Below are 13,743 nucleotides of genomic sequence, written 5' to 3'. Positions count from 1 at the left end.
GTTTTGTATGTTACTTGGACGTTGGTGGCTGTAGGTCACGCTGGAACTCATCAAATACGTCAAGATCCTCCGGGATCTCATATTCGATCTCTCGCTCGTGCTGTCGGTTGGTGAGTTTGCCATCGCCGATCGGCTCTGCAACATCCTCCCATCCCGGCTTCACTTTCACACTCTGTGCAGGCATCCCCACCACAATGTGGTGCGCTGGAACGTCACCCTGAACGGCTGCTCGTGCGCCAACAATTGAGTTTTCACCAACCACACAGCCGGCCCGAATCATTGAATCGAACGTCACACGTGCATCATCTTCGATCGTTGTGCGGAAGTTCCGCACTGCAGTTTGATCAACAACATCGTGGTCGTGGCTGTAGATATGTGCGCCATCCGAAATTGAGACCCGATCGCCAATCGTCAGCGTCCCTCGATCGTCGAGATGCACCTCGTCATGGACAACCACATTGTCACCGATCGTAATGTTGTGTCCGTAGGTGAAGGTCACACCCTTGAAAAATCGGCAGTTCTCACCACAGGACGCAAACAGATGATTGGCAAGCATCTGTCGGAACCGGAGCGCAAACTCGACGTTGTCTGCCATGGGGGTGGCGTCAAACTGCCGCCAGAGCCACTGAAGGTGCTTCGATCGGGTGAATTTCTCTTCATCTTTTTCGGCGTAGTACTCCGATTCCAACGTTGCGTTACACGGATCGTAGCCTTGGAGCCGAACCTGCGTCGCTGGCGAAACGTCTTCTCCGGCCTCCCACCGTTCGTACGCGTCACGATCGCCAAATAAGTCAATCAAGACGTCTTTGACAACCTCACAAGTGTCTTCATCCGAGGAGAGCCGTTCGTCGACCGATTCAATAAAGCCCCGGACTCCCGACTCAGCGCTATCGGGGAGTGACACGTGTCGCTTGGTCATTGTCCTTCTTTCGACACCATGCCACAAATTGGTTCGGATGTGCACCCGATCCACCAAACCATCAAAATTGTTACTCAACTTCGAGTATAAAGGAGACAGCTAAGTTCGTCCGCTCGTGACTGTCTTTCATGACAGAGACTCCACCCGGGCAAACCGTAACACGCCCATCGGCATGGACACGGGCAGCTACAGACGGACTGTCACGGAGCGACAACACTGTGTCTCCGATTATTTATCCACCTGAAGAATCGATCGACCCTGATCTTCACCTCTGGGATACGTGGTTTCTCCGTACTCGAGACGGCTCGATCGCAGAGATCGACGGCTACCGGGTGATTCTCGCGCTCACATCGTCATCTGATCTCCTTCCGGGGAAACGTCATGACGTCGCCACCATCCGATATTTCTACTCTAGTGACGGGCGCAACTGGGAAACCGGTGGCGAGATATTTGCGGATGCAAGCGGTTCGATCGAGGGTGAACAGCCGTTTGGCTCACGACAGTGGGCTGGCTCAGCACTGTATGACAACGGCACCGTGTATGCGTACTACACCGCGTCCGGCGAGCGCGGAGAGGATGAGCTCACATACACCCAACGACTGGCCGTCGGCTATGGCGGAACGATCGACACAAGTGATGAGCGCTTGGAGATCACCGGTCCGTGGACACACACAATCATGCTTGAGCCGGACGGCGATCGTTATGAAACGCAAGCCCAATCCCGTGGGATGATCTACACCTTCCGCGATCCGTGGTTCTTCGAAGATGCGGGCGAGACGTACCTCCTTTTTGAAGCGAATACACCGGTTCCAGAAGGGTCACCACACTGTGATGATGACACAGAGGCACAGCAATTCAACGGCAGTGTCGGCATTGCACACTCACCAAGCGGTGACCCAACCGAGTTTGAACTCCATGACCCACTCCTTGATGCTGTGTGTGTGAACCAAGAACTGGAGCGGCCACACATCGTCGTTAAAGACGGTACGTACTACCTATTCATCTCCAGCCATATGCACACATTCGCACCTGGAATAGCGGGATACGACGCGCTCTATGGCTTTGCGTCCGACTCGCTTTTCGGCCCGTATGAGCCGCTCAATGAGAGTGGGCTTGTGCTAACCAATCCCGAGAATGCGCCGTTCCAGTCGTACTCGTGGTTGGTGTACGATCACGGCGATGAGCTGCTTGTGAACTCATTTTTCAACTACTTCGATTTTGATCGGCCGAGCCTCGATGACGTTGCGCTCCTCTCCGAATCCGAGCAGATGCGACGCTTCGGTGGCGCCCCAGCGCCAACCATTCGACTCGCCGTCGATGAATACGCCACCAAAATCACTGGCGTCTTAGCACACGGCCATCTGCCGCTGCCAACCGAACCGCTTCCGGAATCTCCGTTTAGTGGACGTGACCGCGATCGCCGTGACGGCTATCTGTCGTAACTGCTTGCAAGCGTCCACGCACTCGCTTCGATCGACATGGTACCCTCACGCACAGCAACCGAGACACCATCTGCATCCGATCGGGTTGGATACACACGAGTAGTGAGACACTGTCGATCGTTCGCAAAAACCGTCAGAATTGAGCCATCAATAAAGATGCGAAGCGAGAGTTCATCATTCTGGTCAACTGGTAGCCGAACCGCATCCGTCTCCGGCGCTGGATCGTGTGTTGCATTGGATCGATCGACAACCACGTCGTCATCACGCCACCGAATACGTGTCTGTTCTGAGAGGGCCGGTGACTCAAAACAGCCGAGTTCGAACACGCTCTCGGAGTCCGATCGAGAGAGCGTCAAGCCAATCTCATATGCGTTTCCTGTAAGCGGTAACTGCTGTCGATCGCCCGCTTCGAGCGTGTCTGTCCGCGCAACGAGCAACTCCTCTCGAAGGTCTGCGATCTCTCTGGCTGGACGTTGAATAAGGTCTCCATCCGAGCCGATCGACAGTTCTCGTGGAATGGATAGCGCGCCGGACCAGCCAGCATTCCACTGTGCTTCGACCGGCCGGTTCTCTTTGATCCAGCCCCACATCAACACCCGTTCATCAGGCGTGGTGGTTGATTGTGGTGCGTAGAACGATCCATAATCCAACAGCCCTTCATTTTCAACGGTGAACGCTGGTGCTGTGAGATCAATCTCACCAACAACGTAGCGAACATCGCGATAGTTCGAGATGTGGAGCAGGTCTTTCTCGCCGAGATCGAGGTACTCCGGACATTCCCAGACGGTGTGTGGGACCTCGTAATCACCGCTCAGCAGTGGACCGACATACTCCCATTCCGAAAGCGTCTCTCCACGATACAAGAGTACAACACCACCGCCATCTTGTAGCCCTGCGCCAATCAGGTGATACCACCAGCCATCCTCTCGCCAGACATTGTGATCGCGGAACTCTGCACTCCAATCCGCAGTCCCAAGGATCTCTGGCTCAGTTGGCACCGACGAAATAATCGGATTCTCGGGATCTTTCTCCCATGAATTAAGGGTCTCATCCGTCGCTGTTGCCAAACATGGCAGCTGTTCGCTTCCGCGCCCACCCGTGTAGATAATCGTCGGCGTCCCATCCGTGTCAATCACTGCACAGCCCGACCAGCAGCCATCCCGATCGGGTCCATCTGGGTCCGGGCTGAGTGCAACCGGCTCATCCGTCCATGTACAGAGATCCTCACTGCGTGCATGCCCCCAATGGATCGTGCCATGAAATGGGCCTGCCGGATTGTACTGGTAGAAGACGTGATACTCTCCATTATAATGGATAATTCCATTCGGGTCGTTGATCCAATTTGCAGGCGGGGTAAGGTGATACGATGGCCGTTGATGATCATTTTCAAGCGCCGATCGGAGTCGTGTTAACTCTGTCTCGGTTACCGGTCGATCGGTCAGTGCCGGTCGCCTCTCTCCACCAAGCGTTGTGAGGAGATTCCGAACAAACTGGTCGCGTTCAATACGATAGCCACCTGCGGTCACATCTGCAAACTCGATCCGTGCGCCAACACCGTAGACCGAGCCGTCGCCGATCGACCATGAAATAATCTCTTTGTGTCCCGGGAGGAGGTCGCTTGCGTGGATTGCAGAGCCAAGGATCTGTCCGTGTGCGGGGACGATCGACTCATACCGTGCAACTGGATGATGCTCCCGATCGGGGAGCGTATAAAACCAATCAATAAACCCTTCAAAAATCGGGTGCTCGCTGTGGACGGCCTTCGGGGCAAATCCTGTCGGATGATCGATCTGCTCGTATCCAGTCACGTCAGGCTCGATCGGATCAATCCCAACCGACGTAACTGCAGCCAGTGCTTGCAACGAAAGCAGCATACCGCCCCCATTTTCAATATAGGACCGAAGCGTGTCAGCACCTGCCGACGCAGCCGAAGCGACCGACGCTTCAACTGGCTCGTCTCGATGCCACCAGAGCAGATCGTACGCCGAGAGATCCTGATCGACGATTGTTTCCATCGAAAGCGGTGTTGCAGCCTGAGTGTGCGCGCGACACCACTCGTGTGCAGCGATCTGTTCGTCGGTACGATCGCCCGCATACAGACACCCTACCCGGACCGGAAGCGATTCCATTCTCAGAATCTCTATCGCTAATGAAATTAAACGTTATTAGTTGCTACAGCTGTAGTAAATATTTAGACACGGCCAGTATCTCCAAATAGTATGTTTCTGTAGGCTCTCGTATGCTTGTTCGTGAGGCGATGAGTACCGACGTTGTCACAGTCAACTCGGACGCCGATCTTCGGAGTGCTGCAAAGACGATGTTACAGCACGGTGTCGGGAGTGCGATCGTCACCCATCAGGGCAATCCAGTCGGAATCATTACCGAAACCGATGCGTTGAAAGCTGGAGCAGTCACGAATCGACCGTTTGCGAAGATTCCCGTTCGAAAAATCATGAGTCACCCGTTGCGTACAACGCGTCCAACTGCGACCGTTCGCGCAGCCGTCAGCAAAATGCAGGGTGAATCACTCAAAAAGCTCGCTGTTGTCGACGGAATGGATCTTGTTGGTATCATCACGATCACGGATATCATTCGAAATCACGAGACGCTCCTCAAACATGCGGTCAGCCTTGACCAACATCGCAGTCGTTGGGAATCCGATCGATAGTGCTCGCCGGTATTCCCGACCCATGAGAACGAACCACGCCCGCTAAGTGTCCTGATTACGTAGTTCCGTGCATGCAGTACCGGGAACTTGGCGACTCCGGCGTAATGGTGAGTGAAGTTGGATTCGGCGCATGGGTTGTCGGAACCGACTGGTGGGGCGATCGCTCCGAGAAAGACGCGATCGAGATGGTCCACCATGCGATTGACCAAGGTATCACCTACTTCGACACAGGTGATGTCTACGGTCACGGCAACTCCGAAACCGTCCTCGGCAAAGCGCTTGCAGAGCACCGAGAGGAAGTCACACTCGCAACAAAGATCGGCTACGATTTCTACAACAACCCACAGGCTGGTCATGGCGAGCTCCCAAAAGCACTCTCTCCTGAGTACGTCCGCGAAGCAACCGAAAAAAGCCTTGAACGACTTGATGCAGACTACGTTGACCTGCTCCAACTGCACAACGCAAACGTTGACGAAGTTGACAAAGACATTCTTGAGGTCTTTGACGAACTTGAAGAGGAGGGGTTAATTCGATCAAAGGGTTGGGCGCTCGGTCCATCGATCGGCTGGCTTGCAGAAGGTGATATGGCGATCACTGAGGAGTTTGATTCGCTACAGCTTGTCTGGAACCTTTTTGAGCAGGATGTTGGCAATCACTTCTTGGAGACGATCGACGAAACAGATTCATCAACAAGTCTCATTGCTCGTGTGCCACACTCATCTGGATTGCTCAACGAGCAGGTTCGTCCGGAGACAGAACTTGAATCCGGCGATCACCGCGGTTTCCGTCCGGATGCATGGTACGAAACCGGCTGGGAGAAACTCGAGACGATCCGCTTCCTCGAACGGAATGGCGAGCGGACGATGAGTCAGGCATCGATCGCCTATCTCTTGAGCTACGATCCAGTTGCGAGCGTCACCCCAACGTTCCGAACGAAAGACGACATCACTGAATGGGCAGCAGCGTCGGACGTCCCACCGCTTTCTGACGATGAAGTCGAGCGTGTCAACGAGCTGTATGCAGATAATTTCGGTATCGATCGCTTCGACGGCATGGACGAGCTCCGCTCATCTGTGGAGGGTGATGACCTCGTTTCTGCAGGCCTCAGTCACAAAGTAACGAGCGACTAACCGTGGTTGAACTTTCAACGTTCATTGGTGTCACACTGGCCGCACACCTGACGTTTGCGTCAGGGATTGTGCTTCATGCCCGATCAACAGGCCGTGATGCGGGTCGCTGGCCGCTGTTGACGCTGTTATTTGGGATTGTCGGCGTTATCGGCTACGTACTCGCTGGCGACAATCGGTAGGCCGAACAGCGCTGAGATGATATTTCTACTACGGAGGCAGTATCAAAACTGAAAATTGGTACATAGTTTTAAATCATTCGCAACAGTTAATATGACTATCATGTCAACCGATGACAATAGGTCGGATTACGGTAGCGAGACTGGTCGGCCACAACAATCGATTCAAGAGTCACTTTCTGAACTGCAGGCTGCAACCGAGTCAATCGCTAGCCGATCGACGGAGATTGCATCTGTCTCACAGACACAGGCTGAACAGATGCATCAAGTGCAGAACGAAGTTGCAAATCTCAGTGCCACAGTCGAAGAGGTCGCTTCATCCGCCGAGGAAGTTGCAAGCGAGAGCGGCTCGGTGAATGAGCTTGCAAGCGATGGCCGATCGGCGGCGCGTCGAGCCGATACCGCGATGGATGCGATCGAGGAGGCGTCTGGTGAAGTATCCGATACCGTTCGAGTAATAAATGAACAGGTGACAGATATCGATTCAATTGTCGAGGTGATAAACGATATTGCAGACCAGACGAATCTGCTTGCACTCAACGCTTCGATCGAGGCCGCCCGCGCTGGTGAGGCGGGTGCTGGATTCTCCGTCGTTGCCGAAGAGATCAAATCGCTCGCAGAACAGTCACAGAATCGGGCTGCAGAAATTGAATCCGTTGTTGACCAGATCCAAGCGGATGCTGCATCCGCTGTTGATACCCTCGAATACAACGAGACACAAGTCGAAACCGGCGTTTCAGAGGTTTCAGCCGCAGTTGAGAGCCTTGATTCGATCGACAACTCGATCTCCGAGCTGGATGTTGGTATCAAAGAAGTTGCAACGACAACTGATGAACAGGCTGCAAGCACCGAAGAAATCGCATCAATGGTCGATGAAACGGCTCGCGATGCTGAAGACATTACGGCCGAAACGAGTGATATCAGCGCTGCAATCGAACAGCAGCAGGCGATGATCTCACAGCTTTCCGAACAGATCGGTGAGCTATTCGGGGACGAGACCGGGTTACTGGCCGCAGAGTAACCGTTGTTTAGGCCAAGAAGACGTGCCGCGGTCGGTCCGCAAGCACATCCCGGCCCCACTGCACTGTTTCTCGGAAATCGTCGCTTCGGAAGAACCCCATTGCATCCTCTTTCGATCGCCACTGGCTGGCAATGAACATATCATCCGCATCTTCCCGATTGACCATGAGATCGGTCGCTGAATGGCCCTCCATCTCCGCTAAGAGCCCACCGACGGTTTCGAACTTTTCGACAAATTCGTCGGTGTATTCCGGTTTGGTGGTGTAGAACATCCCCATCGTCCCGAAGCCGGACTCCTCGCCTGCGCGTTCGACAATCCCTGGCAGCTCCGAGAGGAACCCGGCTGCAGTTTCGGCTGCGCTTGCGGTTTCCCAGATTGATACGACTGCGGTTCGATCACGCTCAAGCGCACCGTACACTGCGGTTTTCACATGTGTTGGGTAGTGATCGAAGCTCTCTCGGAGACCGGAAACCTCTTCGAATAGCTCGTCTTCGTCGGCTTCCGAGTAGAGCACTGTTGCATACACATCTTCTCCATGTGGCTTTCCGGCGTAGATGTTGAGCTCTTCGAGCTCACCACGGATTGTCTCGTCACTGTCCTCACCGTCGTCATCGCTGTCGTTTCCGTCACCATGATGGTGACTGTCACCGCCATCGCTGTCACCATGATGCCCGTGTGGGCTATCTCCACTCGATCCATGACTCTGGCCATGTGGATGATCGCCAGTACTGCTTGCACCGTGTGGGTGCCCAGTAGACTCCTCGGTTGCTGGCACTGTTTCGCCAGCAAAGAATGCAGTCAGATCGTGTGGTGGGAACCGACGCCCGATGTAGAACGGCCCAAACTCGCCGTATTTGGAGCTGACATCATCGAAGCGCATCTCATAGACAATATCCTTGATATCCGTTGGATTGGCTGCAAACAGTGTGACACCCCACTCGTAATCATCGAAGCCGACCGATGAGGAGATGATCTGCTTGATTTTTCCAGCGTACTGTTTGCCTGTTGCGCCATGCTCGGCCATCAAGTCTGCGCGCTGATCAAATGAGAGATCGTACCAGTTGTGTGTCTCTCCACGCCGTTTGCTCATCGGATAAAACGACACATACTCGTCTTCCGGAAGGTCCGGTTCGAGTTTCCCTTCGATATAGCGTCGAAGTCCAGCATCGATCTCGTCTTTGTTGCCATCGAAGTAGTCTGTCGAAACATAGCCGGAGACCTCTGTGACAGATACATACGAGGTTGTTTGCTCGGTGAAATCTGCAAGTGCAGTTCGTTCGAACTGTCGCTCCGCACGCGAGAGGTCATCAAGCGACGGTCGGAGGTGCAGTATCATCAGGTCAGCCTTGTGGCCAAGCATTGAGAACACTGCAGATGCGCCTTCAGATGCATCTGACACAGATTCGTGCGCCTCAAGATACTCAACTCCCTCCCTCACAGCCCGTTCGCGCTCGTGATCTGGGGCAGCCCGCCAGTTATTCCAATCAACAGTTCGAAGATCGTGAAGCACGTACCAGCCTTCATCCGTTTGTGGCGGCTCAGACATACCCCTATATTGGAACGGAGGGGGTTTGTGGCTTGCGTGTTTTCTCTCTCCAAGATAACTGCGCTGTTTGTCTCTACCGAAACGTTTTCACGACTGTTTTGGAAAGGTAGGGCAATGCGGAAAAGTGGTCCGCCAAAGGGTCTAATCTCGTATATCGTGCTTGAACTCCTGGCTGAACGTCCCCGATATGGCTATGAGCTACTGAAAGAAATCACGGAGCTAAGCGGTGGCCACTGGGAGCCATCATACGGTTCTGTCTATCCAATCCTCTACAAATTCGAGGAGAAAGCATGGGCCGAGCGAATCGAACGCGAGGATGAGCCCGATCGAAAATATTTTGCACTCACTGATGCAGGTCGAGAGGAGCTAGCACAAAAGCGCAAAGATGCGGGCGGCCGTGCCCGCGACTTTGCAGACGTTATTCTCGGATTCTATCATGTGTACGTCGCATTCGCTACCGACGATCGGTTCGAAATCCACGATGGTGCTGGCTGGTGTTTTGATGAAACCTACTCCGCGTGGATTGTCGAACAGATGATTCGACATCATGAACGGGACTTTGGAGAATTCGATCGGATCGATCTCACACCGGAGGAGTTCGTTGAACAGTATGGCCGTCCTGACGAAGCAGAAGAGTAACCCAAGCCGCTGTCAGTTCAATAGTTGCGGCCCGAAGATCATCAGAATAAGACTGGCAAGCATCAGCAACCCAACACTGGTCGTAACTGCACGCGTAACGGCTGGCTTATCATCGATCGGCAACCGTGAGATCACAGCCTCCGATGAGGTTCGAAGAATCCGTCCACCATCGAGTGGGAATGCTGGAATACAATTAAACAGTGCCAGATTGATGTTGATCCACCCCGTCCAGAACAAAAGATTCGCAAGGAGGAATACACCTCCGTCACCCAACATTGCAAGTGGGCCTGCAACGTCGTAGAACGCAACGTTCGTGTCAACAAAGCCTGCAAAGTTGAAATCAACATCTGGAAGAATGAGCGAGGAGAACGGCAGAATCAACAGGAACAGCAAGACGACACCAATTCCACCTCCAACATCTCCGCCAAGGATTGACAAGAAGGTCTCAGATGGATATGGCATGACACCAAGGCTGTTGACGCCAATGCCGCTCAAGCCTTGGAGATTCGTCACTCCAATAACTGGCTCATCATTTGCATTTGCGCCGAGTGTCACATCCACCTCTTCTCGATCGTCACCATCGTAGACAACCAGTGTGATTGTCTCTCCGGGTTCGTTATCTTCGAGTGCGTTTCCAATATCCTGCGTTTCGATCGTTCGGTCCCCATCAACCTCGACAATAACTAGGTTGTCACCTTCCGCAAACCCTGTCTCTGCAAGCGGGCCGCCATCCATGGCGATCGCAAAGACACCAAGTGGTCCCTCTGCTGTCGTTCCTTCTTCGGTCTCAATTGTCACAACCTCATCCGATCCGACCGCCGAACGTAGTGCGGGTTCCGTCGCAACTGACGCTCCGTTTACAGAAACAATCGTCTCATCAATCGAGACTCCATCATCGCCTGCAAACGGCGAATTTTCTGCCAGTGTTGTGATCAGCATCGATCGCTCAACCGTTACTGACTCACCATCTCGGAGGTCGACCGTTATTGTTGTTTCCTCATTTGATTCAAGTGCCGAAATGAGGTCGTCGTTTGTTTCGATCCGCTCACCGTCGATTCCAGTAATGAGATCTCCCTGTTCGATTCCCGCCTGATCCGCACCTGAACCTGGATACGCACCACCGACGGACGCACCGCTTGCAACGCTTATCGCACCAACCACGGGTCCAAATAGCAAGAGGAAGACGACGATCGTTACAACCAGATTATTCGTCACCCCAGCGGCGAACATGCGTGTTCGAGCGCCGCGGTCGGCTTTTGATGCGCTCTCTTCATCCGGCTCAACGAACGCCCCGATCGGCAACAGTGCAAACAGCACCACTCCCATCGAGTTGATATTAATATTCTCTACACGGCAGAGCAGGCCGTGCCCGCCCTCGTGAACAACTAAGCCAACGAGCAGCCCAAAAATAATCTCAGGCGCGACGGTCAGCGGTAAGAACTCATTGACACCAGGGATTACAAGGACGTTCTGTGGGTTTTGGAAGGCAGTCTCAGTTGGCGGCGACTGGATAATTGCGATCGCTTGAAACACCAACACAAAAAAAGTTCCAAACATGATGACGAGCGAAATACCAACACCAACGTTGGCAAACGCTCGCCAGAAACGTTTTGGCTGTGCAAGCCAGTCAAGGAATTTTTTTCCACGTACTGTATGGATTGTCGTCAGCGGCCCAGAGACTTTTACGGACGCTGGGAGGATGCCACGGTTTTTCAAAAGCGTGGCAACGACAGCATACACGAGGATTCCAACAAGAATCCAAAGCAGCGTACTCATTACCTTCTGTTCGGTGTCGATGTAGGAAAGCCGTTCGGGTCCGCGTATCTTTGCGAGCAAGACATGAACACACAAATACCAGGGATGCTAACGGAAGAGTATGATTGAGTTCATCAGCCGTCTTGCAGCCGACATGATTGCGATGCCAGAGATTATGCTAGAAAACGTCTTTTTAGCTGATCCACTCAGCGCGATCATCATGATCTTCGGATCGATCTTTATTGGCGTTGCATCGCTTGCATTTGGCTACGCAGTTGTTGGATCGATTCTGCAGTCGCTCACCGGCGGTGGGCTTCCAAACATTGGGAGTGGCTCGTCTCGATAACTGGATTCTCATATACACACTGCCCTCCTTCTGGCTCTGTTATTAACGGCTGTACCGCCTGTTGATACTGCTCAAATCGATCGATCCCCTTCATTGTAAGCCAATATCTGGTTCGTATTTGTTTCTCTTCGATCGTCTTTTCACTCTGGAGGTAGCCTGCGTTTTCAAGTCGTGAAAGGTGCGTTGTGAGATTACCCGCTGTCGTGCCGAGCGACTTTTTAAGAGCGGTGAATTCGACTAGGTCCTGTTGTAACAGTGCATGCATAATTCGGAGCCGTGTCGGTTGGTGGATGAGCCGATCGATCTTACGCTGCGTCACCGTCTGCTCGACACTCATTGGCCACCCCATGCGGTGTCGGTCGTTTCTGTTAGTGACTGCCCCGATAGTGAGAACAGTCTGTCGCACCGCTGTAAATCACCATCCCTGTGTGTTGCAAAAACCACTGCTGCGTCCGCCGTTGTTCGGGATACGATTGCATCTCGAACCGCTGGAAGGATTGATGGATCAATACCTGCAGTTGGCTCATCAAGAATATACACTGACGCTGTTGTACTAAGGACGCACGCGAGCTCGAGTTTTCGGCGCATTCCAACGGAGTAGGATTCGATCGGTGCAGTGAGTGCGTCCTCAATACCGAACTCCGTTGCAAGCGATCGCCACCGATCGGTAATCCGTGAATCGAGCTGTCTAAGGAACGACACAGCCTCTGTTCCCGAAAGCCCTGCCGGGAGCAACCCGTTTTGTGGCAGGTATGCGGCACCTGGCTCACGCCGTGTTATTGACCCACTGTCCGGATCGGTTGCTCCACTGAGACAGGAGAGGAGCACGGATTTTCCAGCTCCATTCTGACCGACAAGCCCGACAGTTTCACCTCGTTCAACAGCAACGTCGATCTGCTCCCAAATGGTCTCCGCACCAATGCGTACGGTAAGCGGTGTGGTGGTCTGCATGACGTACTCTTTTTGACTCATTCTCCGATCCTCCCGTTATAGAGCCGTTTTATCCCGATTGCATGGAGTATACCGACTGCAACACTAGCGTAGCCAACAAGAATTCCAACTGCAGTCCAGTCTGTCGGGAGGGCTGGTGGTGCAAGCCCTGCACCTGCAGCATCCGAAATTGCAACCGTGTTTGCAATAAGTATCCGTGTTGACAGTGTATTCGGAAGGACGTTGAGCCATGCAGGGTCGGCAGTAAACGTTGCTGGGACGGTCCCATTAAATCCGGTTGCAAAGTAAGAGACAAGCGCAAGACTGACTGCAATCAGCGTTGCGTACCGCTTGCTTTTTGTCGAAATTGCGACTACGTATGCAATGACAATCCATGGGAGCACGCTACCAATAAACGCGACAACCACAATTGGAACTGCGGTCACCGAAATCGTATATGTCGCCCCGGTCAATAGGCTCACCCCAATTACGACGAGTACCGATACCGCAGCAATACAGAGCGCTGACCCAACTCGTCCGGCGAGATCTGCAGCTGGTGAGACGCCGATCGATCGATACACACCAGTTCGGTCGGCCTCCAAATCGGATACCAGTCCACCACTAACTGTTGTGAGTGACACGAGAACGGCACCAAAGATGCCGTAACTCAGTGCTGTCGTTGCCCGCACAGCCCCGTGATATGATGCTGGAATCGCGCTGAAATCAATAAACGTTGCAATCGTAATCAGGTAGAATGCTGCTGGGAACCCAAGCATCCATAGTAACCCGACCGGCCGATATCGAAGCACGCGTACGTATCGGTACAGAAACGCAACCGACTGTCGAACGGTCCGCAAAATACGACCGGCGGTGCTTCGTTTGCGAGTAACTGTTCGCATAGAGAGTGTGGCTCACGTCATTGAATATAAAGCTCCGGTTGTGGTTTGTGTGACAGAGTGGTTTGTGTGACAGAGTTGCGGGTGGGTTTTTTCATCCCTCTCTCGTGTGTTCAACTGCGTTCCAATGAAACTCGAAGTTGAACACAATGCAGAGCATGGAGTTGTACCGATCGAAGGCGGCGTCTCTACGTGTACGACAACAACGACGTGCCGTGGTACTACAACATCAACAACTGTTTCAAACTAACCCGCTGTATCGTTTTTCAACTGTA

At 53.2% G+C, this 13,743-nt stretch carries 15 protein-coding genes; 8 read left to right on the top strand and 7 right to left on the bottom strand.

Annotated features, from left to right (window positions below):
- Window positions 1-10: 10 nt before the first annotated feature.
- Complete coding sequence (locus AArcSt2_RS07585; RefSeq protein WP_250583660.1) at window positions 11-919, bottom strand: acyltransferase; 909 nt, start codon at window positions 917-919, stop codon at window positions 11-13.
- Between the two features lie 128 nt (window positions 920-1,047).
- On the opposite strand from AArcSt2_RS07585, the gene AArcSt2_RS07580 reads away from it, so the two are divergent.
- Window positions 1,048-2,361, top strand: a complete 1,314-nt coding sequence (locus tag AArcSt2_RS07580) for a glycoside hydrolase family 68 protein (RefSeq protein ID WP_250583658.1) — start codon at window positions 1,048-1,050, stop codon at window positions 2,359-2,361.
- On the opposite strand, the gene AArcSt2_RS07575 is transcribed toward AArcSt2_RS07580, so the two are convergent.
- Window positions 2,349-4,490, bottom strand: a complete 2,142-nt coding sequence (locus AArcSt2_RS07575) for a GH32 C-terminal domain-containing protein (protein WP_250583656.1) — start codon at window positions 4,488-4,490, stop codon at window positions 2,349-2,351. The two genes, AArcSt2_RS07580 and AArcSt2_RS07575, sit on opposite strands and share 13 nt — an antisense overlap.
- Window positions 4,491-4,600: 110 nt before the next feature.
- Here AArcSt2_RS07575 and AArcSt2_RS07570 point away from each other — a divergent pair, with 110 nt between their 5' ends.
- The 4 genes from AArcSt2_RS07570 to AArcSt2_RS07555 all read left to right on the top strand — a co-directional run bounded on the left by AArcSt2_RS07570 (window position 4,601) and on the right by AArcSt2_RS07555 (window position 7,356).
- The gene (locus tag AArcSt2_RS07570) at window positions 4,601-5,029 is read left to right on the top strand and encodes a CBS domain-containing protein (protein WP_250583654.1); all 429 of its coding nucleotides are present in this window, start codon (window positions 4,601-4,603) and stop codon (window positions 5,027-5,029) included.
- A 71-nt stretch (window positions 5,030-5,100) separates the two neighbouring features.
- Window positions 5,101-6,159, top strand: a complete 1,059-nt coding sequence (locus AArcSt2_RS07565; protein WP_174652258.1) for an aldo/keto reductase — start codon at window positions 5,101-5,103, stop codon at window positions 6,157-6,159.
- A gap of 2 nt (window positions 6,160-6,161) precedes the next feature.
- Window positions 6,162-6,338: a hypothetical protein gene (locus tag AArcSt2_RS07560; protein WP_174652257.1), complete on the top strand. Its 177-nt coding sequence runs from the start codon at window positions 6,162-6,164 to the stop codon at window positions 6,336-6,338.
- 100 nt (window positions 6,339-6,438) lie between these two features.
- Window positions 6,439-7,356, top strand: a complete 918-nt coding sequence (locus tag AArcSt2_RS07555; protein WP_250583652.1) for a methyl-accepting chemotaxis protein — start codon at window positions 6,439-6,441, stop codon at window positions 7,354-7,356.
- Window positions 7,357-7,363: 7 nt separating this feature from the next.
- Here the strand turns inward: AArcSt2_RS07555 and AArcSt2_RS07550 are convergent, their stop codons facing one another.
- Window positions 7,364-8,902: a heme-binding protein gene (locus AArcSt2_RS07550; RefSeq protein WP_174652255.1), complete on the bottom strand. Its 1,539-nt coding sequence runs from the start codon at window positions 8,900-8,902 to the stop codon at window positions 7,364-7,366.
- Window positions 8,903-9,016: 114 nt separating this feature from the next.
- Between AArcSt2_RS07550 and AArcSt2_RS07545 the strand changes: the two genes are divergently transcribed.
- Entirely contained in the window at window positions 9,017-9,541 is a 525-nt protein-coding gene (locus tag AArcSt2_RS07545; protein WP_250583650.1) for a PadR family transcriptional regulator, read from the top strand.
- A gap of 12 nt (window positions 9,542-9,553) precedes the next feature.
- Here AArcSt2_RS07545 and AArcSt2_RS07540 read toward each other — a convergent pair whose 3' ends face one another.
- Window positions 9,554-11,317: a site-2 protease family protein gene (locus AArcSt2_RS07540; protein WP_250583648.1), complete on the bottom strand. Its 1,764-nt coding sequence runs from the start codon at window positions 11,315-11,317 to the stop codon at window positions 9,554-9,556.
- 100 nt (window positions 11,318-11,417) lie between these two features.
- On the opposite strand from AArcSt2_RS07540, the gene AArcSt2_RS07535 reads away from it, so the two are divergent.
- The gene (locus tag AArcSt2_RS07535; protein WP_174652252.1) at window positions 11,418-11,642 is read left to right on the top strand and encodes a DUF8024 family protein; all 225 of its coding nucleotides are present in this window, start codon (window positions 11,418-11,420) and stop codon (window positions 11,640-11,642) included.
- On the opposite strand, the gene AArcSt2_RS07530 is transcribed toward AArcSt2_RS07535, so the two are convergent.
- Genes AArcSt2_RS07530 through AArcSt2_RS07520 form a run of 3 tightly spaced genes read right to left on the bottom strand, consistent with a single transcriptional unit; the run spans window position 11,596 to window position 13,471 of the window.
- Window positions 11,596-11,979 (bottom strand): transcriptional regulator, encoded by a 384-nt coding sequence (locus AArcSt2_RS07530; RefSeq protein ID WP_174652251.1) that lies wholly within the window; start codon window positions 11,977-11,979, stop codon window positions 11,596-11,598. The genes AArcSt2_RS07535 and AArcSt2_RS07530 overlap by 47 nt on opposite strands.
- The gene (locus AArcSt2_RS07525) at window positions 11,976-12,614 is read right to left on the bottom strand and encodes an ATP-binding cassette domain-containing protein (RefSeq protein ID WP_174652250.1); all 639 of its coding nucleotides are present in this window, start codon (window positions 12,612-12,614) and stop codon (window positions 11,976-11,978) included. The genes AArcSt2_RS07530 and AArcSt2_RS07525 overlap by 4 nt, the downstream gene beginning before the upstream one ends.
- Window positions 12,611-13,471, bottom strand: a complete 861-nt coding sequence (locus tag AArcSt2_RS07520) for a hypothetical protein (protein ID WP_250583646.1) — start codon at window positions 13,469-13,471, stop codon at window positions 12,611-12,613. Before AArcSt2_RS07520 ends, AArcSt2_RS07525 begins: the two co-directional genes overlap by 4 nt.
- Before the next feature lie 124 nt (window positions 13,472-13,595).
- Here AArcSt2_RS07520 and AArcSt2_RS16700 point away from each other — a divergent pair, with 124 nt between their 5' ends.
- Window positions 13,596-13,718, top strand: coding sequence for a hypothetical protein (locus AArcSt2_RS16700; RefSeq protein WP_302928536.1), 123 nt, complete (start codon window positions 13,596-13,598; stop codon window positions 13,716-13,718).
- Window positions 13,719-13,743 lie beyond the last annotated feature (25 nt).

The organism is Natronocalculus amylovorans, assembly GCF_023638035.1.
In the GTDB taxonomy this organism is placed as follows: Archaea; Halobacteriota; Halobacteria; order Halobacteriales; family Haloferacaceae; genus Natronocalculus; species Natronocalculus amylovorans.
Note: the sequence above shows the minus strand (reverse complement) of the source record. Positions and strands in the feature narration are given on the sequence as shown.